Source organism: Nonomuraea sp. NPDC049129, assembly GCF_040648495.1.
Taxonomy (GTDB): Bacteria; Actinomycetota; Actinomycetes; order Streptosporangiales; family Streptosporangiaceae; genus Nonomuraea.
Genome location: NZ_JBEZDU010000005.1, coordinates 455817 through 476448, shown reverse-complemented (window position 1 = coordinate 476448; position 20632 = coordinate 455817). Strand labels below are relative to the sequence as shown.

The following is a 20632-nucleotide window of genomic DNA, read 5'->3' as shown; positions in this document are numbered from 1 at the left end:
GTAGTCATTTCTCGTGACATATCCCAATGCGCGTGCCTTACTGTTGCCTGAGGATGTGGCTGCGGAGCGGGAGGAGATTGAGGCGTGCGTAACGCCGGACCGATCGAATCGCCGACCGACCCTTTCGCTTCAGTGCCTCTGCCCATGTCAGGCGGTAGCAAGAAGCCACGGGTCGAGGGCTTGCCCCCGGGAGTTTCCCGTGACATCTTCGGGCCGCCCGGTCAGCCGGAACCCCGGCCGGCGACTCCGAGCGTTGCGAACGGGTCCAATGGGCAGAACGGTCAGAACGGCAGCGGCGCTCTGCCGCCGGTGGCGCCTCCGCCCCAGCCGTGGCCGGTGAACGAGGGGCGCCGGCAGGAACCGCCCGCCCCCGTGTTCGGTGTCTCCGGCTCCGAGCGGCTGCCCGCCTTCATCGACCCGGAGCCGCCCCGCCGCCGTCGCCTCCTGCCCGCGTTGGTGCTGCTCGTGGTGATCCTGGCCGTGCTGGCGTACCTGGTACCGGCCGTGCTCATGTCGGGGTCCGTACTGCGGGGCACGCGCGTGGCCGGGGTGGACATCGGCGGGCTCACCGTGACGCAGGCGGCGGACAAGCTCCGCACCGAGCTCGCGGCCAAGCTGAACAAGCCCGTCGTCGTCGACATCGCCGGGCGCAAGGAGACCATCCAGGCCGACGAGGCCGGCCTTGAGCTTGACGTGGTGAGCACGATCGGGCAGGCGCCCAGCGGCTTCCCCGGCCCGGTCGAGGTGTGGAAGGGGCTCACCGGCACCACCGAGCTCCAGCCGAAGATGACCATCGACTCCTCTCAGCTGGCCAGGACCGTCGAGGGCCTGGCGGAGACCTATGACAAGAAGCCGCGTGACGGCCGGGTGGCCTTCAAGAACGGGCAGCCGGTCTCGTCGGAGCCGCGCGACGGCGTGGTGATCGACCGGACGGACGCCGTCCGCGTGATCACCGACGCCTTCCTGCGCGGCCGCGACTCCGCCGTCCTCACGCTCAGGCCCGCCAAGCCCGTCACCACGCCGACCGCCCTCAAGCAGGCCGAGGCCGCCGCCAAGCGGGCCGTCGCCGCGCCCCTCACGCTGAAGCTCGGCGCCAAGCAGGCCCAGCTGCTCCCGGCCGTGATCGCCGCCAACCTGACCTTCGTCTCCGACGACGAGGGCGGGCTGACCCCGCAGTTCAACGCGGCCGCGGCGCTCTCCTCGGTGGAGAGCAAGCTCGTCGACGCGGCGCAGGCGCCGCAGGACGCCACCTACCAGATCGTCAACGGCAAGCCGGTGCTGGTCCCCGCCCGCCGCGGCAGGGGTATCGACGCCAAGCAGCTGGCCCGCGACGTGGCCAAGGTGGTCAGCGGCAACGGCGCGCGGACCATCCCCGTGACCCTGTCGGTGGTCCCGCCGAAGGTGACCACCGAAGAGGTGACAGGGCTCGGCATCAAGACGAACATCGCCGAGTTCACCACGACCTTCGACTGCTGCCTGCCCCGCGTGACGAACATCCAGCGGATGGCGGCCCAGGTCGACGGCTACCTGGTGAAGCCGGGGGAGACGTTCTCGCTCAACGAGGCCGTGGGCGAGCGCACCGTCGAGGGCGGCTACGTCCAGGCGGGGCAGATCGTCGGCGGCCGGATGGTGTCCATCGTGGGCGGCGGTGTCTCGCAGTTCGCCACCACGATGTACAACGCGGCCTTCTTCGGCGGGTTCGACGACGTCTCCCACACGCCGATGGACTACCACGCCGCCCGCTACCCGGCCGGTCGTGACGCCGCCCTGCTGTACCCGGACCTGGACCTCAAGTGGCGCAACGACTCCGACTTCGGCGTGCTGATCAAGACGGCGTCGACCGGGACCTCGGTCTCCGTGCAGCTGTGGAGCACCAAGCGGTACGACAAGATCGACGCTGTCGAGTCGGAGAAGCGGGACTTCACCCCGTTCCGTCGCGAGACCAGCTCCGCCCCGGGATGCATGGCCACGGTCGGGGAGCAGGGCTTCACGATCGACGTGACCCGCGTGTTCATCAAGGACGGCAAGGAAGTCAAGCGGGACAAGAAGCTGACCACGAAGTACCGGCCGCAGGCGCAGACCACGTGCGTCGCTGGTAACTAGCGCGGTGGATACCCCCTTCGGGGGAGCGGACGAAGGCGGTCCGTCGTTGCTGCGGGTTGGCGGCTAGGAGCGGCTTGGGTTCACGGACAGGATGCGGTCGTCGCCGTCCCTGGGGTCGCCGCGGCCGTCCTTGTTGCTGGTGGACAGCCACAGCGTGCCGTCGGGGGCCGTGGCCAGGCCGCGGAGCCGGCCGTACGTGTCGGTGAAGTGGGCGACCGGCGTGCCGGGCGAGCCGTCCTGACCGAGGGGGATCTGCCACAGGCGCTCCCCGCGCAGCGCGGCCACCCAGAGGGAGCCCGCCGCGTAGGCCGCGCCCGACGGTGAGGCCTCCGACGTGGGCCAGGTGATGATCGGGTTGACGAACCTCGGGTCGTCGCCCTTGCCCTCCACCTCGGGCCAGCCGTAGTTGGCGCCCGGCTTGATGAGGTTGACCTCGTCGAAGGCGTTCTGGCCGAACTCCGAGGCGTACAACCGGCCCGCCGGGTCCCAGGCCAGACCCTGGACGTTGCGGTGGCCGAGGCTGTAGACGAGCGTGCCGAACGGGTTGCCGGGCGCGGGGGCGCCGTCCACCGTCATGCGCAGGATCTTGCCGCCGAGGGAGTCGCGCCGCTGGGCGAGCTGCCGGTCGCCCGTCTCGCCCGTGGTGGCGTACAGGAAGCCGTCGGGCCCGAACGCCAGCCGGCCGCCGTTGTGGATGGCGCCCTTGGGGATGCCGCGCAGGATCACCTTCGGGTCGGACACGGTGTCGCCGGTGAAGCGGTAGCGGACGATCCGGTTGTCGTCGGCGGCGGTGAAGTAGACGAAGACCTGATCTCCCTTGACCGCCACGCCCATCAGCCCGCCCTCGCCGTCCGGGGTGACCCCGTCGATGCGGCCCACCTCGGTGACCTTGCCCGCCGGCGTCACGCGCAGCAGCCTGGCCGTGTCGCGCTCGGTCACCAGCGCGTCGCCGCCGGGGACGAAGGCGATCCCCCACGGCACCGCCAGATCACGCGCCACCGTCTTCGGCTCACCGGGCGGCGGCGCGGCGGCGACGGCCGCGTCCGGCACCGCCCCTCCGGCACTGGAGCAGGCGGTCAGCACAGCGGTCAGCAGGGCGAGCGGCATCAGGGTCATGAGCTTTCTCATGTGGTTCATACTTCCTCCCTAGCCGTAAGGTTCTCGGCATGAAGATCTGGGTCCCGTCTGATGCCGTTGCCGGGGTTTTGACCGATCTGCCCGGGGTGGAATGCGATATTTATGACGGTACGGGGCCAGTTCCCGATGGCGTAGGCCAGGTGGAGGTGTGGATCCCGCCGCTGATCACCGTTCCGGACGTGCCGGGCCTGCTGGCCGCGATGACCTCGCTGCGTCTCGTACAGACCGTGAGCGCGGGGGTGGAACCGTACCGGCCCCACATGCCGGACGGCGCGGTGCTGTGCAACGCGCGCGGCGTGCACGACGCCGGGACCGCCGAGTGGGCGGTCGGCGCGATGATCGCGGTGCTGCGGGAGTTCCCGGGGTTCGTCGACGCGCAGCGTCAGGGGGAGTGGACCTACCACCACACGGACGTACTGGCCGATTCCACCGTGCTGATCGTGGGCTACGGCTCCATCGGGGCGGCGCTGGAGCGGCGGCTCGGCGGCTTCGAGGTCGAGGTCGTCCGGGTGGCCAGGAGCGCGCGTGACGGCGTGCACCCCCTCGACGAGTTGCCCGCGCTGCTCCCGGCCGCCGATGTCGTGGTGCTGCTCGTGCCCGCCACGTCGGAGACCGCCGGGATGGTCGACGCCGGGTTCCTGGCCCGGATGAAGGACGGCGCGGTGCTGGTCAACGCGGCGCGTGGCGGGGTCGTCGACACCGACGCCCTCGTCGCGGAGCTGAAGACCGGCCGGCTGCGCGCGGCCCTGGACGTGACCGCCCCCGAACCCCTGCCGGCGGGCCATCCCCTGTGGAGCGCGCCCGGCTTGCTGATCACCCCGCACATCGCGGGCAGCACCCCCGCGTCCGGGCGGCGCATGCTGCGCCTGATGCGCTCGCAGCTCCTCCGCTACCTGTCCGGTGAGCAGCTGAACAACATCATCACCGACACGTATTGAGAGGATTCCGGAACGTGGCTGGCCCGTGACCTTCGGTGCGTACGGTTGCCTCTAACCGAGGATTCCTGACTCGCTGTCAAGTGAATCTTCGGGGCAATTGGTCTGTGTGGTTATCAGATCGGTGACGACATCGCCGTTGTCACCACCCGCACACCCGCAAACGCACACACTGGCGATGTGATCGACCGGACTTCGGCGATCACTGGACAGTGTTCGAGACGGGATGGGCTAACGACTGTGATCCGCTGGCGTGATCCACGGGCACCGCTGACCGCCGCAGCGGCGTTCGGTGCGGCGGGGTTCGCGGCTGCGCTCCTTGCGGGCGGCCCGGCTCTGCTCACCGGCGCGATCTCCGGACTCCTCGCGGCGCTGCTCGCCGCGGTCTCCCTGCTCGTCGCCTCGGTCAAATTGGACGAGCACCGCTCGACCGCGCTGGGCGCTCGCTGGATGGGCAGCGGCGCCATCGTCTGGGCCGCCGGAGTCGGGGTGCGTCCGATCGCCGACACCTCCAGCGTCGCGGTGAGTTTCGCGGACCTGCTCGTGCTGCTCGGCGTGGTGCTCACCGCGGGCGGCGTCCTCATCGCGGCCCGGCGCAGGCTGCCCGCCACCGTGGTGCTGCGCCACGTCACCGGCGCCTACCTGTGCGCCGCCTCACTCTTCGTGATCGCCTGGGTGGTGGCGCTGCGGCAGGTCTACGCCGAGGCCGCAGACCCGGCGATGTTCACCTTCGCCATGCTGCCACCGATGATCGCGCTGCTGGTGACCTGCGCCGTGATCCCCTCCGTGATCACCAGCAGGACCGCGGCCTGGCCCCTCGGGCTCGCGGGCACCGGCGTGCTCGCCACCACCTCGATCGCCGGGGTGGCTGCCGCGACCGCGCGCCTCACCGGCGGAGTGCCGCCGACGTGGAGCATCATGATCACGCCCGTGGCGTTCCTGCTCCTGGCCGCCATGCCCTGGGGGCCGCGCCCCGCCGAGCCGCAGGCCCGCGCGAGCGGCAGCGGCATCGGCAACCTGATCGCGACGGTGCCGATGGCGCTGGTCGCGATCGCGACCTGCACGCTGCTCGTGCACCTGGTGGGCGGCCAGCCGCAGACACCGGTCACCGGGGTCGTCGTGCTCATCGCCTCGGTGGTCCTGCTCCTGGTCGTACGACTGTTCGTGCTCGCGGCCGCCAACATCCGGCTGCGCAGGAAGGTCTCGCTCGGCGACCGGCAGCTCAGGGAGCTGGCCGAGAGCACCGGCGACGTGGTGTTCATCTGCGACTACGACGGCCTCATGTACGAGATCGGCGCCGGGATGCAGGTGACCTACGGCTACCGCCCCGAAGACCTCGTCGGCGGGTCGATCTTCGACTACATCCACCCAGAAGACGTCCCCGGCATCCAGGCCGCGCTGAACGCGATGGGCCTCGACGACGAGGGCGCCACGTCCGGCGCCTGCCTGATCGCCTGCCGCGTACGCGCGGCCGACGGCACCTGGCGGCCCACCGAGTCCGTCGCCACCCGCCACGTGGGCGGTGAGGACCAGCTGCTGGTGACCACCCGGGACGTGAGCGACGAGGAGGCCCTGCGCAACCAGGTCGCCCACCTGACCTTCCACGACGGCGTCACCGGGCTGCCCAACCGCTCCTACTTCGAGGAGCGCACGCGCGAGGTGCTGTCCGGCCGGATGTCCGGCCACGTGGCGGTGATCTTCCTCGACCTCGACGGGTTCACCTCGGTCAACGACTCCGTCGGCCATGCCAGCGGCGACTACCTGCTCGGGCAGGCCGCGCGCCGGCTGCGCGGGGCCGTGCGCCCCGACGACACGCTCGCCCGGTGGGGCGGCGACGAGTTCGCGGTGCTGCTGGAGACCGGCGGTGAGGCGCAACTGGCGGTCGATCTGGCCGAGCGGTTGGTCAGGGCGGTCTCGCAGGAGCCGTTCCGGGTGGCCGACCGCGACGTGGCGCTGACCGCGAGCGTGGGGGTGGCCTTCGCCGAGGAGGACATGCCCTCTGGGGATCTCATCCGCAACGCCGACGTGGCGATGGCCAGGGCCAAGGAGCTGGGCGGGCGGCGGGTGGAGGTGTTCGCCGCGCAGATGCACGCCGACGTGGTGCGCAGGCTGGAGCTGGCGGCCGACCTGCAGCGGGCGCTGATCGAGCACCAGTTCGCCATCGAATACCAGCCGGTCGTCGACCTGGCCACCTCCCGGGTGACCGCGGTGGAGGCGCTGGTGCGGTGGTGGCGCGGCTCGGAGTTCGTCCCGCCGGACCAGTTCCTCGGCCCGGCCGAGGACACCGGCCTGATCGTGCCGCTGGGCGAGTGGATCCTGCACGAGGCGTGCCGGGAGGTGGCCGCCTGGCGGGCCTCCTCCTGGGACATCGGGCTGTCGCTCAACCTGTCGGCCCGCCAGATCACCGCGCCGCGCTTCGTCGAGACGGTCGAGGAGGCGCTCGCCGAGAGCGGGCTGCCCGCCTCCGCCCTCACCCTTGAGGTGATCGAGGAGATGCTCGTCGAGGACGCCGAGGAGACGGTCAAGCGGCTGTCCGAGCTGCGCGCTCTGGGCGTACGTCTGGCCATCGACGACTTCGGCACCGGCTACGCCTCGCTGGCGTTCCTCAGGCAGCTCCCGGTCGACATGATCAAGATCGACCCGTCGTTCGTGTCCGGGCTGGGCCGCGACGAGACCCTGACCCTGCTCACCCGCACGATCGTCCGGCTCGGCCATGACCTGGGCCTCATCGTGGTGGCCGAGGGCATCGAACGCCCCGAGCAGCTCGAACTCCTGCGGGAAATGGGCTGCACCAGGGGCCAGGGTTTCCTGGTGGCACGCCCGATGGCGGCTCGCGGAGTGGACTCGCTGATGAGGACCAGTCTCACGGTTTGAGACATCTGTCCCAAGAAGTTGACATCAGGGCCCGCACAGGGGCTAAGGTGTGGCCATGCTTCGCAGTGAGATCCTCGTAGTACTTCGCCGGCGCGCAGGCCGATAGCGAAGCACTACAGCCTGCGCGCCGCCCCACTCCCACCCTCGGGTGGATGGGGCATTTTTTATGTCCTTAAGGTGTAGCCACGCAAGGAACGAGCCGATGACCGAACGGATGACAGGTGCACAGGCCCTGGTCAGGGCGCTGGAGCACGTGGGAGTCGACACTGTGTTCGGGATCCCCGGCGGCGCCATCCTGCCCGCCTACGATCCCCTGTACGACTCGACCAAGGTCCGGCACGTGCTCGTACGGCACGAGCAGGGCGCGGGCCACGCGGCCGAGGGATACGCGCAGGCCACGGGCAGGGTCGGGGTCTGCATGGCGACCAGCGGACCGGGTGCGACGAACCTGGTCACGCCCATCGCCGACGCCTACATGGACTCGGTGCCGATCGTGGCGATCACCGGCCAGGTGGCCAGCGCGGCGATCGGCACGGACGCCTTCCAGGAAGCCGACATCTCCGGCATCACCATGCCGATCACCAAGCACAACTTCCTGGTCACCGATGCGCTGGACATCCCCCGCACGATCATGGAGGCCTTCCACATCGCCTCCACGGGCCGTCCCGGTCCGGTGCTGGTCGACATCTCCAAGGACGCGCTGCAGGCCGACACCACCTTCAGCTGGCCGCCGACCATGCAGCTGCCCGGATACCGGCCGGTGACCAGGCCGCACTCCAAGCAGATCCGCGAGGCCGCGAAGCTGATCGCCGAGGCCAGGCGCCCGGTGCTCTACGTGGGCGGCGGCGTGCACAAGGCGGGCGCCTCGCCCGAACTCCTCAGGCTGGCCGAGCTCGCCAACATCCCGGTCGTCACCACGCTGATGGCGCGCGGAACGTTCCCCGACAGCCATCCCCAGCACATGGGGATGCCGGGCATGCACGGCAGCGTCACGGCCGTCGGCGCGCTGCAGAAGTCCGACCTGCTCATCGGCCTGGGTGTGCGCTTCGACGACCGGGTGACGGGCCAGCTCTCGACGTTCGCGCCGCACGCGAAGGTCGTCCACGCCGACATCGACCCGGCGGAGATCTCCAAGAACCGCCACGCGGACGTGCCGATCGTGGGCGACTGCAAGGAGGTCATCACCGACCTGATCGCCGCCGTCGAGGCCAGTGGCCAGCAAGGCGACTACGCCGCCTGGTGGAAGCTGCTCAACAGCATGAAGGAGACCTACCCGCTCGGCTACGAGGAGTTCGAGGACGGGTCGCTGGCCCCCCAATACGTCATGGAGCGGCTCAGCGCCATCGCCGGGCCCGACACCTACTACGTGGCGGGCGTGGGGCAGCACCAGATGTGGGCCTCGCAGTTCATCGACTACGAGAACCCCGGCACGTTCATCAACTCCGGCGGCCTCGGCACGATGGGATTCGCCGTGCCGGCCGCGATGGGCGCCAAGATGGGGCAGCCGGGCAGCACGGTGTGGGCCATCGACGGCGACGGCTGCTTCCAGATGACCAACCAGGAGCTCGCCACCTGCGCCCTGGAGGGGGTGCCCATCAAGGTCGCGGTCATCAACAACGGTAACCTCGGCATGGTCCGCCAATGGCAGACGCTCTTCTACGACGAGCGCTACTCCAACACCAACCTCCAGACGACGCGCCGCATCCCTGACTTCGTCAAGCTGGCGGAAGCCTATGGTTGTGTCGGTCTGCGCTGCGAGCGGCCGGAGGACGTCGACGAGACCATCAAGAAGGCCATGGAGATCAACGACGTGCCCGTCGTGGTCGACTTCGTGGTCCACCAGGACGCGATGGTCTGGCCGATGGTCGCGGCGGGCACGAGCAACGACAGCATCAAGATCGCCCGTGACATGGCGCCGAAGTGGGAGAGCGAAGAATGAGCAGGCATACGCTTTCTGTGCTTGTCGAGAACAAGCCGGGCGTCCTCGCGCGTGTGTCCGCGCTGTTCAGCAGGCGCGGCTTCAACATCGACTCGCTGGCCGTCGGGCAGACCGAGCACGACGACATCTCACGCATGACCATCGTCGTGAGCGTCGAGGAGCTGCCGCTGGAGCAGGTCACCAAGCAGCTCAACAAGCTGGTGAACGTCCTCAAGATCGTCGAGCTCGACCCGACCCAGTCCGTGCAGCGCGAGCTCATGCTGGTCAAGGTCAAGGCCGACGCCGACAGCCGCTCGCACGTGCTGGAGCTCGTCCAGCTCTTCCGCGCCCGCTGCATCGACGTGGCGGCCGACGCCGTGACCATCGAGGTCACCGGCACTCCGGACAAGCTCGAGGCCTTCGTCAAGGTGCTCGAACCGTTCGGGATCAAGGAGCTCGTCCAATCGGGCATGGTGGCCATCGGCCGCGGCGCCCGTTCCATCACCGACCGGTCCCTCAGGGCACTGGACCGTACCGCCTGAAAGGTTTATGCAAGTGACCGAGATTTACTACGACGACCAGGCCGACCTCTCGATCATCCAGGGGCGTCACGTGGCCGTGCTGGGGTACGGCAGCCAGGGCCACGCCCACGCGCTCTCCCTGCGTGACTCGGGTGTCGACGTGCGCGTCGGCCTGCCGGAGGGCTCCAAGAGCCGGGAGAAGGCCGAGAACGACGGTCTGCGTGTCCTGACGCCTTCGGAGGCGGTCGAGGAGGCCAACCTCACGATGATCCTGGCGCCGGACCACATCCAGCGCCACCTGTACGCCGAGCATGTCGCGCCGAACCTCGTCGAGGGTGACGCGCTGTTCTTCGGCCACGGCCTGAACATCCGCTACGGCCTCATCGAGGCCCCCGAGGGCGTCGACGTCTGCATGGTCGCCCCCAAGGGTCCCGGTCACCTGGTGCGCCGTCAGTTCGAGGCCGGGCGCGGCGTGCCGGTTCTCGTGGCGGTGGAGAAGGACGCCTCGGGCAAGGCGCTGGACCTGGCTCTGTCGTACGCGAAGGGCATCGGCGGCACCCGGGCCGGCGCGCTGCGCACCACCTTCACCGAGGAGACCGAGACCGACCTGTTCGGTGAGCAGGCCGTGCTGTGCGGCGGCGTGTCGGAGCTGATCAAGGCCGGGTTCGAGACGCTGATCGAGGCCGGCTACCAGCCCGAGGTCGCCTACTTCGAGTGCCTGCACGAGATGAAGCTGATCGTCGACCTCATGTACGAGGGCGGCATCTCCAAGATGTACTGGTCCGTCTCCGACACGGCGGAGTACGGCGGCTACACCCGTGGCCCGCGCGTCATCACCGACGAGACCCGCGCCGAGATGCGCCGCATCCTGGGCGAGATCCAGGACGGCACCTTCGCCCGGCAGCTGGTGGAGGAGTTCGACGGCGGCCAGAAGGAGTTCACGCGTCACCGCGAGGAGCTGGCCGAGAACCCGATCGAGAAGACCGGCGCCAAGCTGCGCCCGATGATGAGCTGGCTCAAGGCATAACCAAAGGGCCACCAAAGGGCCTCGCTACGCTCGGGCTGTTCTTTCTTTGGGGCTACAGGCGAGGTCCTCGTTTCGGGGGCTTCGCCCAATGGCTCGGGCTGTGTTTTGTGGGGGGCTCGGCGCCCCCCACACCCCCACAAGGGCGTGGTCCTCGCTGCGCTCGGGCGCTTTGCCCGAGGCGAGGGCTGCGCCCTCGCGCTGTCGCCAGGGATCGTTGTGCCATCCTCATGAGGGATTCGGCCGGAAGCGACAGAGAAGAATTACGGAAGCCTTCGCTGCGACGCTTTTCGGGTAATCCGAGCGAAGGCAGGTTCTCCATGCGGAACAAGATCATGAGAGTGATGGTCCCGGCAGCCGCCCTGGCGATGGCGGCGACACTCGGCACCAGCGTGTCCGCGAGCGCGGATGTGGCGACGACCAAGGCCGGCCACATCAAGAGCGTCCACAAGACCCTCAAGGCGTGCGAGGCGGCGGGCCGCAAGTACTCCGGGGACGGCGAGTACTGGGACTGCCAATGGGACAGCCCTTTCTGGGCGCTCTGGGTCCTGAAGTAAGGCGCCGGACCTTCCTTTGCGCCATCCGGGAGAGGTCGTCCGCAAGGGCGAGAGCCGCATCCTCACGCTGCGGCGAGGTGCGGCTGTTTGGGCCCTCATTCTGGGCTGAGCCCATGAGGCCCTTAACGCGTGTCAGGCGACACGTACCGAGTTAGGTCCGCTGATCGTCACATCGACATGTCCGCCGAGCACCAACTCGGCTGTGGGTAGCCTGGTCGGCTCTCCAATCTCCCCACACCATGTCGTCTGCGTGGTGCTCATCGGTATTCGCTTCGCCTTCCTGAGCGCCGCCGCGTACTTGATCCGCTGATCGACCGCCTGCGGTAGCCACCCCCAGAAAACGGGCTGGCCTGCGGCCGATTGAGGGTGGTCCCAGCATGGTCCTGCTGATTTCCGTTTCGGCAGTGGGGAATGGCGGTTGCTGCCTCCAGGGAAGACGAAGCAGCCCGACCCGGCTGGCCTAGGAGGAACACGGCCAATGATCGGAATGACGAAACCGCAGCAACGACAGGAATGGATGCGCGCGCCCGACCGGTCGGCGTGGTGGTCCAGCCCGAGAAAACGTCACTACCTAATGGTGATGTCTCTTCCATGCTTCAGGGAGAGTTGTGGCGTGAAAGCGGTAGGTTCTGCGACCTGGCCCACCCGAACAGATCCGCACGTGCCGCGCTCGGGAAGCGGGCGTCGGTGTCCGCCAGGCATCTGATCAAATCCTGGGCGCTGGATTCGCTCAGAGCGCTGGCGCGGTATCCATTGATGATGAGTTGCAGCGTGCGGTGCACGCGCACGCCGCGAGAGCGTCCCACGCTGCAGGCGACTTGGTCATCGACATATGCGGTGGCCGAGTGAGCCTCGGCCCAGGCGAGGACGGACGCTTCTCCTGCGTTGCGCTGGATGTTGCCGAGCCGGTTCATATACTGCCCGAACAAATACAGTTCATCGAGGTCATCGCATGACACGGTCGCGATCCAGTCAAGGTCCATGACCTTTAGTATTTCCGGATACTCGTCCGTTCCTTTGCGGAGTTCTCCTAGTACGGCTTTGGTGGTCACGCATTCAAAATCGGCGACGAGGTGTCGCAGTGCGGTGAGCTCGCCGGCCCGGGCGAAGTGGTTGAGCGGGCTCGCGTCGAACACGAGTATGCCCTTTGGTGCCATCAGATGATGTCTTCGAACTCTGAGGCCAAGGCTTCGATGGGCATCTCGTGCGGGCGAGGCAGATCCTCGGCGGCAACAGTTCGCCGGAGCAATTCGATCGTCCGGTCCGCGGTGATGACGCCTCTACGGTATGCGCGAACGGCGGCCTGAGAATAGGCCGGAGCCAATGCGACCGGCTGGAGTTCTTCGTCGAAGCGGGCGCCTACTTCCAGGTAGTCGCCAGACGTTGGGCGTCTGACCTTGAGAAGCTCGAAGTCGCTACGAGAGATCAGTTCCAAGGTCAGCGCATGTGAGATGGTCGCTGACCAGCTCACCCGAAATTCTGCGGCCAGCACGACCAATCGATGTCGAGGATCGGGCCATTGCCCCGACAACTCCGTCCAGCGGGTGTGGAAGGAGGAGCGAGGCATCAGGAAATGGATGGCGAACACATTGATCAATGCCTCACGGTCCGCACGGGTCGTCCCGAGGCCGAAATCGGCGGTGTATTCGTCGGCCAGCAGATGGTGGCCCAGCTCATGGGCCAGGTTGAACCGCCGCCGACCAGGGTCGGCTGTGCCGTTGACCAGGGCTACGCCGATATCGCCGAGTCGGACGTAGCCGCCGTCTATTACGCTCGGCCCGAGGTCCAGAGAGAACGCGAGAAGCCCGAGGGGTTCCACCGCCGCCTGAAGGTCGAGGAGGGGGCCGTCCCCACGTCCCAACAGGGAGCGTGCCTCCAACGCCCTGGCCTCTGCCTCGTCACGGGAGGTGACGCCTGGATGAAGCGCTGCGGACGGAACGGACAGGACATTAACGTCGTTCAGCAGTTCGACATCGCGGCAGGTACGTTCCAGCTCGTCTTCCAGTCGCTGTACGTTGCGGTCCGCCGACAGGCCGTCACGATGGCTCGCGATCACGGCTGGGGGCTCGGTGAGGAACCACTCCACGGATCGCCCAAGGGCGTCGGCGAGTTGCGCCAGCTCCAGGGCGTCAAGATGGCGCTGGCCAAGCTCGATGCGAGTGATCGCGGAGCGGTGGAGTCCCAGGCGATCACCGAGCTCACGTTGCGTGAAGCCGCCACGTTCGCGGGCCGTGGCCACTCTGCTTCCCACTTCGGCCCAGCTGCCCAATCGCGCACGTTCCATGACGCGTACTCCCTAGGTGCGGTGCGATTTACGCACCTCCTCAGGATACACATGGCCATCAGAGGCGCTAGGACCGTGATTGAGGCTTCTGTAAGGAGTGTCTCGCGGTTGCTTGACCAGTACTGGGCGGCGCATACGAAGGGCGAGGAGTTCGATGGCGGCGGTCAACGCCAAGCAGGAGAGTGCGGGCTTGGCCTTCACGCACAGTGAGGCGGACGAGTGTGTAGGTCGGTCACCGGCGCTTTGCCCACGGACGGACGATCTGTTCGGCGTAGCACGCCGGACCCTCCTTTGTGTCATGCGGGAGAGGTCGGCCGCAAGGGCGATAGCTGCTGATATTGACTAGATCACTTGATATGTCTTGCCGCTCACCCGGCTCGTTCGCCGCTGCGATGATCTCTGTGCATTGCCCCAGCGGTGAAAGGGAGTCAAGAATGCGTGTACGGACAGCGGTAGCGGGCGCGGGAATCGCCGTCCTGGCGGTCCTGGGACTCGGCCTGCCCGCCCAAGCGGCCGACTGGGTGTCCTACGGACAGTTCCCCACCAAGAAGAAGTGTGTCGACGCGGGCCAGCAGTATGTGCGTGAGAACTTCAACGCGTACAAGTGCACCGAAATACCCGGAGCCTGGGTCCTCTGGCTCAAGTAGCCCCGCTGCCGGTCCCCTGCTCGCCGGGGACCGGCACTCGTTCGCCGCCGGTCGGCAAGGCAGGCGCCTGTCAGCGAGGCAGGCGCAGGTCAATAGGGTAGGCACATGTCGCCGCTCCGGACCCGCATGGCCGCTCGCGATCTGACAGAGCCGCATCGTGTCTCGAGCCCGCTCGAGCTGCTCTTCGATCTCACCTTCGTCGCCGCCGCGTCCCAGATCGTGGGCCGGCTCGCCCACGCCACCGAGCAGGGGCACGGCCTCGAAGCGGTCGGGCCCTTCCTGATGGTCTTCTTCGCCATCTGGTGGGCGTGGATGAACTTCACCTGGTTCGCCTCCGCGTACGACACTGACGACGTCCCGTACCGCGTCATGACGCTCCTGCAGATGGCCGGCGTGCTGGTGCTCGCGGCCGGGGTGCCCGCGGCGTTCGAGGGCGACTTCACCGTCGTGACGATCGGCTACCTCGTCATGCGCGTCGGGCTCGTCAGCCTGTGGCTGCGCGCGGCGGTCGCGCACCCCGAGGGACGGGCGACGGCGCTGCGCTACGCGATCGGCATCTCGTTCGTTCAGGTGCTCTGGGTGTCCAAGCTCGCGCTGCCGGGGGGCGGGCCGGTCTGGTTGTTCATCGTGTGCGCGGTCCTCGACCTCGCGGTGCCGCCGATCGCGGAGCGTACGGGCTCGACGAGCTGGCACCCGCACCACATCGCCGAGCGCTACGGGCTGTTCACCATCATCCTGCTCGGCGAGAGCGTGCTCGCGGCGACGAACGCGGTGCAGGGCGCGGTCGCCCACGGGCTGAGCGTCGAACTCGTCGTCATCGCGATGACCGGCCTGGTCATCCTTTTCGCGCTGTGGTGGATCTACTTCTCCGAGCCCGCCGGCCACGGACTTGAGGAGCGACGGGAACAGTCCTTCGTCTGGGGATACGGGCACTATCTGATCTTCGCGGCGCTGGCCGCGCTCGGCGCCGGGCTCGAGGTCGCGGTGGCGTCGGCAGGGGAGGGGGAGCACCACATCGCGGCGGATGCGCGGGCCGTGGTGGCCTCGGTCGCCATTCCGGTCGTCGTCATGCTCGTCCTGCTGTGGGCGCTGCATGCCCCCTTGGTGAGCAGGACCGTCGTGCGGCCGGAGGCGATCGGCGTGGCGGCGGTGCTCGTGGTGCTCGCCGTGTTCGCGGCGCCCAGCGTGGGGGTGGCCGCGGGACTCACCGTCATCGCCGCGGTGCTCGTACTCCTGCTCGTGACGACACTCGCGCGCGAGGGGCGCAGGCCGCTCCCCTAGCGCATGTGCGTGCCCCCGCCCATGCCGCGCAGCAGGAGGGCAAGTCCGCCCCGGAACTCCTCGTCCGTGGTGACGTCGTGGGCGTGCCGGGCGGTCTCGGACAGGTAGGGGAGCTCGGCCCGGTCCGCGATGACCTGGGTGCCCGCTCCGGCCAGCGGTCCGAGCTGTTCGAGCTGGATCGCCCCCACCACGTACGCGAGCAGGGAGCGCAGCGCGATCACCCGCTCGCGTCCGTCCAGCCCGGCCTCGGCGAGGATGGCGGCCAAGGGCTCTGACCAGCGCAGTATGGCCACCGACCGGTGCCGATGGGCGATGATCAGCGGCACGAGCCACGGGTGGGAGCCCACGACGTCGCGCAGCCGCTCGACCATGATCTCGATTCGCTCGTGCCAGGTCCGGTCCTTGTCGGGCGGCATGGTGTCGACGGTGTCGAGGACTCGGTCGATGACGAGTTGTTCGAGCTCGCCGCGGTCGTCGACGTAGCGGTAGAGGCCCATGGTGCTCATGCCGATCTCCTGCGCGACCGCGCGCATCGACAGCCCGGCGAGTCCGTCCCGGTCGATGACGGCGAGGGCGGCCGTGGCCAGCTGGTCGGGAGTGAGTGAACGGGGTCGCGGCATGACAGTTGACAGCGTACGGCATACGCCTATCATCGTAAGCGTATGCCGTACGCCTATAGGGGGTTCACATGCGCGTCGTCGCTGCCAGAGAGCTGAGCGCGGTGTCCGGTGAGTCGGTCGCCATCCCTGACCCGGAGCGGCTGGTCCACCTGCAGTTCCGGCGGTTCGCCGGGTGCCCGGTCTGCAACCTGCACCTGCGGTCCATCGTGCGCGGGCACGACGAGATCGAGGCGGCGGGCGTCCGCGAGGTCGTGGTCTTCCACTCACCGGCAGAAGAGCTGGCCGAGCACACGCCCGATCTGCCGTTCCCGGTGATCGCCGACCCGGACAAGCTGCTGTACGTCGAGTTCGGCGTGGAGTCGGCGGCCCGCTCGCTGCTCGACCCGCGCGTGTGGGGAACGATCCTCCGCGTGGTCGCCGTGATTACGTGGCGGGTCCTGCGGGGTCGCGAACGCGGCCCGGCGGCCAAGCCGCACGGCGGTCGGCTGGGCCTGCCCGCCGATTTCCTGATCGGGCGGGATGGCCGGGTGCTCGCCGCCAAGTACGGCGAGCACGCCTACGACCAGTGGTCGGTCGACGAGATCATCGACCTGGCGTCCCACGCGCCGAAACCCGTCCAGAAATAGCTTCTCAAGACGGCAGCCGCACCACCGTGAGCACCCCGTCGCCGACCTCGTGGAGCTGTACGGCGAACCGTCCGTCCGCCGTCACCAGGTCACGAAAGGCCGCCACCTGCTCCTGATGGCTGAGCGCGTTGTCCACCGCGACGACACCCCGAGGGGTGAGCACCCGCTGCAACTGCGGCCAGTAACCCACGTACGCGGGCCGTTCCGCGTCGAGCACCACCAGGTCGACCGACCCGTCCGGGCTGGCCGCCAGCACCTCCCCGCCATCCGCGTGGATCACGGTCACGTGGTCGGCCACCTCGGCCGCCGCGATGTTGGCCCGCGCCTGGGCGACCCGTGCGGCGTCGATCTCCACCGTCTCCAGATGCCCGCCGGTGTCCCGTACGGCGTCGCCGAACCAGATGGCCGAATAGCCGTTGGACGTACCGATCTCCAGCACCCGCCGGCTCCCCTGGACGCGGATCAGCAGCGCGACGAGACCCGCCGCGCCCGGGGTCATGTTGCGCAGCCGCAGCAGCCGGTCGGCCAGGGGCGCGTCGTGGTCGCGGCCCAGCTGGTAGAGGCTGTCGAGGTAGTCGGCCAAGGATGTGTTCACCTGCGCTCCTTCCTTCTCCTACCGAACCTAGAGTCAGCTCGTCCGGCGCCGTCATCCGCCCCGCGGTTTCGGGTCCCCGAGCACATCAGTTCGTCCAGCGAGGCGAGGCCCTTGCGGATGCGCAGTTCGCCTTATTGACCGGCTGACGGAACCTCGACGAACGATGCCGCGAAGGAGTTGCGGGCGATCTCATCCAGCTGCGTCTCCGTCATGCCCAGCTCGTCGCGCAGCGCCCGGTAGTTGTCTTCGACGTAGCCGCCGAAGTACGCCGGATCATCGGAGTTGACGGTCACCATCAGGCCCTCGTCCAGCATCGCGGGCAGGATGTGGTCCCGCAGCGACGGCACCGTGCGCAGCCGGACGTTCGACAGCGGGCACACCGTCAGCGGGATCCGCTCCTCTCGCAGGCGGGCGACCAGCGAGGGGTCCTCCATGGCGCGGATGCCGTGGTCCACCCGCTCCACCTTGAGCACGTCCAGGGCCTCCCACACGTAGTCCGGGCCGCCCTCCTCGCCGGCGTGCGCGACCCGGCGCAGGCCCTCCGCGGCCGCCATGTCGAACACCCGGCGGAACAGCGACGGCGGATGACCGACCTCCGCCGAGTCCAGCCCGACGCCGATGAAGTGGTCCCGGTACGGCAACGCGGCCCGCAGCACCTGCTCGGCCTCCTCAGCCCCCCGGTCACGCAGGAAGCACATGATCAGGGCCGCCGAGACGTCGCTGTCCTTGAGGGCGGCCGACAGCCCGCCGAACACCGCCTCCAGCGATACGCCCCTGCTCAGATGCGCCTGCGGGTCGAAGAAGATCTCGGCATGCCGTACGCCCTGCGCCTGGGCCCGCCCCAGGTAGGCAGTGGCGAGGTCGTAGAAGTCCCGGTCGGTGCGGAGGACCGCCATGTTCTCGTAGTAGATGTCCAGGAACGACTGGAGATCGGCGAAGTCATAGCGTGCCCTGATGGCCTCCGCGTCGAAGGTCGGCAGCTCGATCCCGTTGCGCCTGGCCAGCTCGACGACGAGCTCGGGTTCGAGGGTGCCTTCGATGTGCAGATGGAGTTCGGCTTTGGGACGCATGTGATCGAGTAAACCTGACAAGACGCCGGCCACGGTATCGTGCGAACCTCCGAACTCTCGCCCGATGACCTGGCATAACATCACATTCATGAGGCTGGCGGATCTGGTGGCGCGCGAAGACCTGAGTCTCGTGCCGGTGACCGGACATGACGGGCTCGGCAGGGAGGTGGGGCGAGCCTATCCGACGGATCTGCCCGACCCGCGACGCTACCTGCGCCCCGGCGACCTCGTCCTGACCAGCGGGGTCTGGTACACCCAGCCGTCCGACTGCGAGACGTTCGCCGACGCGCTGTGGACGAGCGACGCCGCCGGGTTGATCGTCGGGCTGGTCGTGCTGGGGGAGCTGCCGGAAGCGCTGGTCAAGGCGTGCGAGCGCCGCCGGTTGCCGCTGCTCCTGGCCGCGCCCGACCAGTCGTTCGGCGCGATCACCGAGGTGGTGATCGAGGAGGCGTTCGCGGCCGAGCGGCGCAGGGACGAGCGGGCCCGTGCGCAGACGCTGCTCGACCTGCTGGGCACGCAGCGGATCGCGCCCGGTGAGGTGTCAGCCCACCTGCGGCTGCTCGGCGCCGATCCAGGGCAGCCGACCACGGCCATGGTGGTGGCCAGGACCGGCGGGTCCGGGGACGACGACGTGCCCGCGATCATGTACGCGCTGGCCAGGAGAGGGCGGCAGCTGGTCGTCGGCGGGCGGTCCGACGAGGGGATCGTGCTGGTCAACGGCAAGGTGTCGCGCCAGGCGCTGACCGACGAGTTGCGCGCGCTGGTGACCAACCGGCCGGGGATGCGGGTGGCGGCCGGGATCAGCGACGCGACCGCCAGCGTGTCGCAGCTCGGCGAGGCGCTGGAGTCCGCGCGGCGGGGCATGGAGTCGGCCCGCTACGGCGAGGGGCCGGTGTCGGTCATGTCGGTCGCCGACGTGGACAGCCACGAACTCCTGCTGGCCCAGCTGCCCGTGAGCGTGCGGCGCTCGTTCAGGGAGCACCTGCTCGGGCCGATCATCGAGTACGACGCGCGGCACGGCTCCGAGCTGCTGCGCACGCTCGACGTCTTCCTGGAGACGTGCGGCTCCTGGCAGCGGACGGCCGACGAGCTGTATGTGCACGTCAACACGTTGCGCTACCGCATGCAGCGGATCGAGGAGCTGACCGGGCGGCGGATGTCGTCGATGCGCGACCGTACGGACCTCTATCTGGCCCTCAGATCAGGGCAGTCGTCCGACGGATAGCGGTCAGGGCAGCTCGCCCGCGACCAGACGTCCTCGTGAGACCACGGCGACGATGTTCTCCACGGCCAGGTCCGCGATCCGTTCCCACGGGCGCCCGCGCAGCACGATGAAGTCGGCCCCGAGTCCGGGCTCGATCCGGCCCACCGGCACGCCGATCGAGTCGGCGGCGTCCGAGGTGGCCGCGCGCAGCGCCTCCGAGGCGGACATGCCCAGGATCTCGGTCATGTGGACCACCTCGGCGAGCTGGTCGCCGAACTGGACGTGGTGCCCGTTGGCATCGGTGCCCAGGACGAAGCGGACACCCAGCCGCGCCGCCTCGGCGAGCAGCACGTTGCGCGTGGCCACGAGCTCGGCGGCCTTGGCCATCGACTCCGCGGTGACCGGGACCCGGCCTTCGGCGATGGCCTCGTTGATCAGCAGGGTCGGCGCGACGGGCGTGCGGCGGGCCGCGAGCACCTCGGCGAGATCCGCGCTCAGCAGCGTGCCGTGCTCGATCGAGTCGACGCGCTCCTCGACGGCGACGCGGATGCCCTCCTCGGAGTGGGCGTGGGAGGCCACCAGCATGCCAAGCGCGTGCGCCTCGTCGACGACGGCCCTGATCTCCTCGCGCGTGTAGTTGCGCCAGCCGTTCTTGTCGCCGATCGACAGCACGCCGCCGCTGGTGGTGAGCTTGATGCCGTCCATCCCGGCGCGGGCCCAGGTGCGTACCAGCTTGCGGCACTCGTCGGGCCCGTCGGCGGTGGGCTTGCGCTGCGGGATCGCCGGCGGCACGAACAGGTCGTTGTGCCCGGCGGTCATGCCGACCACGCCGTGGACCTGGACGCGCGGGCCGGGCAGCACGCCCGCGTCGAAGGCGCGGCGCAGCGCGATCTGCGCCTCGTCCCCGGCCAGGTCGCGCAGGGTCGTCACGCCATGGCGCATGGCCCGCTGGGCGTGGGCGACACCGTGCAGCACCTGCTCGTCGCGGGTCGTGACGAGCGGCCAGGTGGCGAAGTCGGGCATCGGGCCCGCACCGGCGTAGCCGATCAGGTGCACGTGCGTGTCGACCAGGCCGGGCAGCACGCACAGCTCGTCATACCGCTGCGTGGCGGGCCGCACCTCGCCGATCCGGTCCGGTTCCCAGCTCAGCTCGACCGGGCCGCGGAATTCGGTGCCGTCCCAAAGGGGGATTCCGTCCAGTTTCATGTCACCAAAAACGCTACCGGACGCCTTCTA

General features: G+C 68.9%; 18 protein-coding genes. 11 read left to right on the top strand and 7 right to left on the bottom strand.

Annotated elements, in window-relative coordinates; genetic code table 11:
• Positions 1-336 precede the first annotated feature (336 nt).
• Positions 337-2103: a VanW family protein gene (locus AB0B64_RS18240; protein WP_358178499.1), complete on the top strand. Its 1767-nt coding sequence runs from the start codon at positions 337-339 to the stop codon at positions 2101-2103.
• Positions 2104-2166: 63 nt separating this feature from the next.
• On the opposite strand, the gene AB0B64_RS18235 is transcribed toward AB0B64_RS18240, so the two are convergent.
• Positions 2167-3240: a PQQ-dependent sugar dehydrogenase gene (locus AB0B64_RS18235; protein WP_358178497.1), complete on the bottom strand. Its 1074-nt coding sequence runs from the start codon at positions 3238-3240 to the stop codon at positions 2167-2169.
• Between the two features lie 29 nt (positions 3241-3269).
• On the opposite strand from AB0B64_RS18235, the gene AB0B64_RS18230 reads away from it, so the two are divergent.
• The 6 genes from AB0B64_RS18230 to AB0B64_RS18205 all read left to right on the top strand — a co-directional run bounded on the left by AB0B64_RS18230 (position 3270) and on the right by AB0B64_RS18205 (position 11069).
• Complete coding sequence (locus tag AB0B64_RS18230; RefSeq protein ID WP_357950199.1) at positions 3270-4178, top strand: 2-hydroxyacid dehydrogenase; 909 nt, start codon at positions 3270-3272, stop codon at positions 4176-4178.
• 237 nt (positions 4179-4415) lie between these two features.
• Positions 4416-7049, top strand: coding sequence for an EAL domain-containing protein (locus AB0B64_RS18225; protein WP_358178495.1), 2634 nt, complete (start codon positions 4416-4418; stop codon positions 7047-7049).
• A 202-nt stretch (positions 7050-7251) separates the two neighbouring features.
• Positions 7252-8988 carry an acetolactate synthase large subunit gene (locus tag AB0B64_RS18220; RefSeq protein ID WP_357950204.1) on the top strand — a complete coding sequence of 579 codons (1737 nt, stop codon included), beginning with the start codon at positions 7252-7254 and terminating at the stop codon, positions 8986-8988.
• A complete protein-coding gene (ilvN, locus tag AB0B64_RS18215) occupies positions 8985-9509 on the top strand; it encodes an acetolactate synthase small subunit (protein ID WP_225292071.1) in 525 nt (174 codons plus the stop codon). The genes AB0B64_RS18220 and ilvN overlap by 4 nt, the downstream gene beginning before the upstream one ends.
• A gap of 22 nt (positions 9510-9531) precedes the next feature.
• Positions 9532-10515, top strand: a complete 984-nt coding sequence (ilvC, locus tag AB0B64_RS18210; protein WP_357950756.1) for a ketol-acid reductoisomerase — start codon at positions 9532-9534, stop codon at positions 10513-10515.
• A gap of 341 nt (positions 10516-10856) precedes the next feature.
• Entirely contained in the window at positions 10857-11069 is a 213-nt protein-coding gene (locus tag AB0B64_RS18205) for a hypothetical protein (protein WP_358178493.1), read from the top strand.
• A gap of 596 nt (positions 11070-11665) precedes the next feature.
• On the opposite strand, the gene AB0B64_RS18200 is transcribed toward AB0B64_RS18205, so the two are convergent.
• Both AB0B64_RS18200 and AB0B64_RS18195 read right to left on the bottom strand, forming a co-directional pair.
• Positions 11666-12205, bottom strand: a complete 540-nt coding sequence (locus AB0B64_RS18200; protein ID WP_358178491.1) for a hypothetical protein — start codon at positions 12203-12205, stop codon at positions 11666-11668.
• A gap of 20 nt (positions 12206-12225) precedes the next feature.
• Positions 12226-13353, bottom strand: a complete 1128-nt coding sequence (locus tag AB0B64_RS18195) for an XRE family transcriptional regulator (RefSeq protein WP_358178489.1) — start codon at positions 13351-13353, stop codon at positions 12226-12228.
• A gap of 434 nt (positions 13354-13787) precedes the next feature.
• Between AB0B64_RS18195 and AB0B64_RS18190 the strand changes: the two genes are divergently transcribed.
• The gene (locus AB0B64_RS18190) at positions 13788-14000 is read left to right on the top strand and encodes a hypothetical protein (RefSeq protein ID WP_357643600.1); all 213 of its coding nucleotides are present in this window, start codon (positions 13788-13790) and stop codon (positions 13998-14000) included.
• Positions 14001-14105: 105 nt separating this feature from the next.
• Positions 14106-15281 (top strand): low temperature requirement protein A, encoded by a 1176-nt coding sequence (locus tag AB0B64_RS18185; protein ID WP_358178487.1) that lies wholly within the window; start codon positions 14106-14108, stop codon positions 15279-15281.
• On the opposite strand, the gene AB0B64_RS18180 is transcribed toward AB0B64_RS18185, so the two are convergent.
• The gene (locus AB0B64_RS18180) at positions 15278-15901 is read right to left on the bottom strand and encodes a TetR/AcrR family transcriptional regulator C-terminal domain-containing protein (RefSeq protein ID WP_357950218.1); all 624 of its coding nucleotides are present in this window, start codon (positions 15899-15901) and stop codon (positions 15278-15280) included. The two genes, AB0B64_RS18185 and AB0B64_RS18180, sit on opposite strands and share 4 nt — an antisense overlap.
• A 68-nt stretch (positions 15902-15969) precedes the next feature.
• On the opposite strand from AB0B64_RS18180, the gene AB0B64_RS18175 reads away from it, so the two are divergent.
• Entirely contained in the window at positions 15970-16527 is a 558-nt protein-coding gene (locus AB0B64_RS18175) for a peroxiredoxin-like family protein (RefSeq protein ID WP_358178485.1), read from the top strand.
• 4 nt (positions 16528-16531) lie between these two features.
• Here AB0B64_RS18175 and AB0B64_RS18170 read toward each other — a convergent pair whose 3' ends face one another.
• Both AB0B64_RS18170 and AB0B64_RS18165 read right to left on the bottom strand, forming a co-directional pair.
• A complete protein-coding gene (locus AB0B64_RS18170) occupies positions 16532-17122 on the bottom strand; it encodes a class I SAM-dependent methyltransferase (RefSeq protein WP_358178483.1) in 591 nt (196 codons plus the stop codon).
• Positions 17123-17253: 131 nt separating this feature from the next.
• On the bottom strand, positions 17254-18192 hold the full coding sequence (locus AB0B64_RS18165) for an adenosine deaminase (RefSeq protein ID WP_358178481.1): 939 nt from the start codon (positions 18190-18192) through the stop codon (positions 17254-17256).
• Between the two features lie 88 nt (positions 18193-18280).
• Here AB0B64_RS18165 and AB0B64_RS18160 point away from each other — a divergent pair, with 88 nt between their 5' ends.
• A complete protein-coding gene (locus tag AB0B64_RS18160; RefSeq protein ID WP_358178479.1) occupies positions 18281-19417 on the top strand; it encodes a helix-turn-helix domain-containing protein in 1137 nt (378 codons plus the stop codon).
• Positions 19418-19420: 3 nt separating this feature from the next.
• Here AB0B64_RS18160 and AB0B64_RS18155 read toward each other — a convergent pair whose 3' ends face one another.
• Positions 19421-20602: an amidohydrolase family protein gene (locus tag AB0B64_RS18155; protein ID WP_358178477.1), complete on the bottom strand. Its 1182-nt coding sequence runs from the start codon at positions 20600-20602 to the stop codon at positions 19421-19423.
• Positions 20603-20632: the final 30 nt, after the last annotated feature.

What these genes read in the sequence shown, in the direction of transcription:
- AB0B64_RS18235 (WP_358178497.1), bottom strand. Translation starts at nt 3,240, where the DNA reads ATGAACCACATGAGAAAGCTCATGACCCTGATGCCGCTCGCCCTGCTG.
- AB0B64_RS18160 (WP_358178479.1), top strand. Translation starts at nt 18,281, where the DNA reads ATGAGGCTGGCGGATCTGGTGGCGCGCGAAGACCTGAGTCTCGTGCCG.
- ilvN (WP_225292071.1), top strand. Translation starts at nt 8,985, where the DNA reads ATGAGCAGGCATACGCTTTCTGTGCTTGTCGAGAACAAGCCGGGCGTC.
- AB0B64_RS18190 (WP_357643600.1), top strand. Translation starts at nt 13,788, where the DNA reads ATGCGTGTACGGACAGCGGTAGCGGGCGCGGGAATCGCCGTCCTGGCG.
- AB0B64_RS18175 (WP_358178485.1), top strand. Translation starts at nt 15,970, where the DNA reads ATGCGCGTCGTCGCTGCCAGAGAGCTGAGCGCGGTGTCCGGTGAGTCG.
- AB0B64_RS18205 (WP_358178493.1), top strand. Translation starts at nt 10,857, where the DNA reads ATGGTCCCGGCAGCCGCCCTGGCGATGGCGGCGACACTCGGCACCAGC.
- AB0B64_RS18155 (WP_358178477.1), bottom strand. Translation starts at nt 20,602, where the DNA reads ATGAAACTGGACGGAATCCCCCTTTGGGACGGCACCGAATTCCGCGGC.
- AB0B64_RS18195 (WP_358178489.1), bottom strand. Translation starts at nt 13,353, where the DNA reads ATGGAACGTGCGCGATTGGGCAGCTGGGCCGAAGTGGGAAGCAGAGTG.
- AB0B64_RS18180 (WP_357950218.1), bottom strand. Translation starts at nt 15,901, where the DNA reads ATGCCGCGACCCCGTTCACTCACTCCCGACCAGCTGGCCACGGCCGCC.
- AB0B64_RS18165 (WP_358178481.1), bottom strand. Translation starts at nt 18,192, where the DNA reads ATGCGTCCCAAAGCCGAACTCCATCTGCACATCGAAGGCACCCTCGAA.
- AB0B64_RS18185 (WP_358178487.1), top strand. Translation starts at nt 14,106, where the DNA reads ATGTCGCCGCTCCGGACCCGCATGGCCGCTCGCGATCTGACAGAGCCG.
- AB0B64_RS18220 (WP_357950204.1), top strand. Translation starts at nt 7,252, where the DNA reads ATGACCGAACGGATGACAGGTGCACAGGCCCTGGTCAGGGCGCTGGAG.
- AB0B64_RS18230 (WP_357950199.1), top strand. Translation starts at nt 3,270, where the DNA reads ATGAAGATCTGGGTCCCGTCTGATGCCGTTGCCGGGGTTTTGACCGAT.